Source organism: Anaerobutyricum hallii DSM 3353 (assembly GCF_000173975.1).
Taxonomy (GTDB): domain Bacteria; phylum Bacillota; class Clostridia; order Lachnospirales; family Lachnospiraceae; genus Anaerobutyricum; species Anaerobutyricum hallii.
Map to the genome: position 1 here is coordinate 1 of NZ_ACEP01000124.1, position 3,597 is coordinate 3,597.

Sequence of the window (3,597 nt, forward strand, 5' to 3'; positions counted from 1 at the left end):
TAAAATTCAATAAATTTTTTAGTGGTTCTTTTTCGTATTTTTTGAGCAATCCGATAGAATATCTACGGCGGCTGACTGTGGATGCTGGCACAAAATCAGAATTCACTTTCTCAAATTTTTTCACCGATTTGTTGTCGTATGAGTAAACATCCGCTATAAAAACTTTGAAAAATCGAATTTAAATACTATTTTTTTTATACTGTTATGGATTCACTGTGTTTTCTCATGAAATCACAGCTTTTCGGGGAATTCCCAAATCTCTCCAACATGAATTCTGATTTTACTTCAGAAACCACTGTCAGAAACATCGAAATCCCATCGTCCATATTTGTGGTCTCGGAGCAAGTGTTGGATGCGAGCGCATAAGCGAACATTCAACGCGCAGCGACTAAAATCACAAATATGGACGATGGGATTTCGATGTTTCGTCAGTTTTGCCAATTCAACAAATCAGAATTACTTAGAATACTATTTGTACCAGGAACATATACAAGATTGTTCCTCCCGCAATACTGAGCAATGTATTCTTTTTCCATTTATGTAGAATGAAAATGAACGCCAGTGCGATAAGTTCCGGTATGCAATGATTTACTCCGCCGATTGAATCTTTTAAAGAATAAATGACAAGAAGCCCAATTACTGCATTGGGTAGAACTCGTCCCAGAAATCTTACAAACTCTGGGGCACTGTCTGCGGAGAAAATGATAAATGGCAGAAAGCGTGTTGTCATGGTGCCGAGCACGACTACAGCAATGGTGATAATCTGTTGTGTGGTAGTCATTATGCATTTTCCTCGCTTTCGTTCATTTTATTATTTAGGGATTTGGTAGATGGTAGTAGGTTTTCATTGGCTGCTTTGTCCTTCACACCGTTCTTTGTTTTAGGAGCTTTTACGACTTTAGCTGAATCATCTAATCTGTTTCGGCATAAGAAAAAGCTTAAGATATAAAGAAATCCGATCGGATTATGAAGGAGATACAAGCAGCGATAAAGCAGTAAGTTTAATTGATGGATATTTAAATTATACAAATTATCAGGCATATGCTTCAGAAAAATCTAAAAACTATATAGTACAGACTTTGCTGGAGGGAGCAAAAAATAAAGTTTGCAATTTATTTCCAAATAAACATATTCAAATGTATGAAGACATAAATGAAATGTTAGATGGAGATATAGATGTTACGAAAAAGTATTATAATCAGGTGGGAAGATTTTATGATATGTATCATAATACACTTGTTAAGTTGAATCATCTGGAAGCGAGTCTGGTAGACGATGAGCCAGGACCGTTAAATATTCCAGACAGTGCTGTAGAATATAATGGGCATTACTATTATTTATGTTGTAATAATGAAGCAGAAGATTATGCAACTGCAGAAAATTACTGCAAGGAGCAAGGCGGTTACCTGGCAACAATTACATCTGAGAAAGAAAATAAATTTTTATTTAATTATGTAAGGAAAAAAGGATATTCGAGTGCCTATTTTGGCCTTAATAATTTAAAAGACGGAAAAGCCTATCAGTGGAATAATGGTGAATTACTAATTTATACAAAATGGGCAAAAAATGAACCGGATAATACTTTCAGTGATTATGGATATTATGTCAGATTTAACGAGAATGCAAAAGACGGTACATGGAAGGTCGATACATTTAGTGGCGGCGAAACGAATTTTAATAATGTATTTTTATGTGAGTGGGGAGATTATTCTGTTACTGGAAATGATGGATTAAAAGTAACATCAAAGAAGCGAGATATTGTTTTGACATTAGATATATCAGCGAGTATGGATGGTATTCCTTTAGATGAAACGAAAAAAGCTGCAGCAAAATTTGTTGATTCTATTCTTAATAAAAATTCAAATATTGGACTTGTCTCTTATAGTGATGAAGCAACAAGTCTTTCTGGTATTTGCAGTAATGATGTTTTTTTGAAAAATACTATAACAAGTCTTTCCAGTGCTGAAAATACCAATATAGAAGATGGATTATCGAGAGCTTACAGTATGCTACAATTGGGACAGAGCAAAAAGAAACTTATTGTTTTAATGAGTGATGGACTACCTACACTTGGAAAGGACGGAGAGGAATTAATAAAGTATGCAGAAAAAATAAAAGATCAGGGAGTCTTAATCTATACACTTGGATTTTTCCAAAATACAGAAGAATATAAAGCAGAAGGCCAGTACCTTATGGAGAAAATCGCAAGTGAAGGATGTCACTATGAAGTATCCAGTTCAGAAGATTTAGTCTTTTTCTTTGAAGATGTTGCAGGTCAGATCGGTGGACAGAAATATATCTATGTGAAAGTTGCCTGCCCAGTAGATGTGTCAGTAACTTATAAAGGAGAAACATTAAGTTCGGCAGAAAATGATCAAAACCTTAGAACAAGTTTTGGAACCTTATCATTTAGGGAGAATGAGGGGAAGGAAAATAATGAAGAAGAAAGTAGCGGATATAGCAACACATATTTAAAAGAAGCCGATAGCAAGGTTAAAATTCTCAGATTAAAAGAAGGAACAGACTACAATATAAAAATAAATGGAACTAGCGATGGGGAGATGGATTATACGATAGGCTTCGTGAACGATGAAGGCGAGTACAATGATTTCCGAAGATTTGAAGATATTGATATTAATAAAGATACCGTAATAGATACGGTGGCCAATACTTCAAAAAAACATTGCTTAATATAGATGAAGATGGCGATGGAAAATATGATTTAAAATTACAGGCAGGTGTAAACGGATATGGAGAGGAAGTAAAAATAGACAGGGGAATATATATTATCTTAGCATATGCATTTATCAGTGCATTAATAATTACCATCATCGTAAGAAGAATTACTATTTAATTCATTAAGAGAACTACAGACGAAGCCATTGCCCCCAATAAGGCATATTTGTGATTTTAGTCGCGGCGGTTTGAATGTTCGCTCATGCGCTCACATCCAAACCTTGCTCCGAGACCACAAATATGCCTTATTGGGGGCAATGGCTTCTGTGCCGTGGCTGGAGAGAATGAATTAAGAGAAGGTGGGAGGATTTGGGGATGAGATGCCAAGTCTTCTACTTACTCGAGAATGATTGGGATATGGAGGGTATGATTTGGCAGATAGAGTAATCTATCTAATGCTTAGATGCTTAGACTACTTGAAAGACTGGGATATGGAAGATATGATTTGACTAGATATAGATATAGATATAGAGACAAAAAATTGATATTTTAAATTTGATTTTATAAATATTGCGGATAACATAAGATAATCATGCTAGACTTGGTTAAAATCTAGTTCTTTATCTAATTTTTATGGAATGACCATAGGTATGTACATATAACTCATAAAAACGGAACTTAAAAAATATAGAAATCCCTCTTTTTCAATGATTATCACAGCAATATTCAATAATTTCAGAACAAAAAGCAGACTGTTGTTATTAATCTCAACTCATTACCATTTTCATTTAAATACAAAATATCTATTCACAATATTCTGAGAGCAAGCAGAAAACTTCTACCTGCTCCCTCAAATCCCCACAACCACTATCTTAATTCGATCAAAATCCAGCCAAAGACAGCCCGAGAAGAGAACCGATA

Annotated in this window: 3 protein-coding genes; 2 read left to right on the plus strand and 1 reads right to left on the minus strand. The window is 34.7% G+C overall.

The genetic code is table 11. The annotated features are described in order from the left end of the window. Positions 1-460: 460 nt before the first annotated feature. On the minus strand, positions 461-781 hold the full coding sequence (locus EUBHAL_RS12215) for a branched-chain amino acid transporter permease (protein ID WP_005350281.1): 321 nt from the start codon (positions 779-781) through the stop codon (positions 461-463). Positions 782-1,136: 355 nt separating this feature from the next. Here EUBHAL_RS12215 and EUBHAL_RS12220 point away from each other — a divergent pair, with 355 nt between their 5' ends. Both EUBHAL_RS12220 and EUBHAL_RS15960 read left to right on the plus strand, forming a co-directional pair. Beyond that, positions 1,137-2,696 (plus strand): VWA domain-containing protein, encoded by a 1,560-nt coding sequence (locus EUBHAL_RS12220; RefSeq protein WP_022170751.1) that lies wholly within the window; start codon positions 1,137-1,139, stop codon positions 2,694-2,696. Beyond that, the gene (locus EUBHAL_RS15960) at positions 2,684-2,854 is read left to right on the plus strand and encodes a hypothetical protein (protein WP_005350287.1); all 171 of its coding nucleotides are present in this window, start codon (positions 2,684-2,686) and stop codon (positions 2,852-2,854) included. The genes EUBHAL_RS12220 and EUBHAL_RS15960 overlap by 13 nt, the downstream gene beginning before the upstream one ends. Positions 2,855-3,597: the final 743 nt, after the last annotated feature.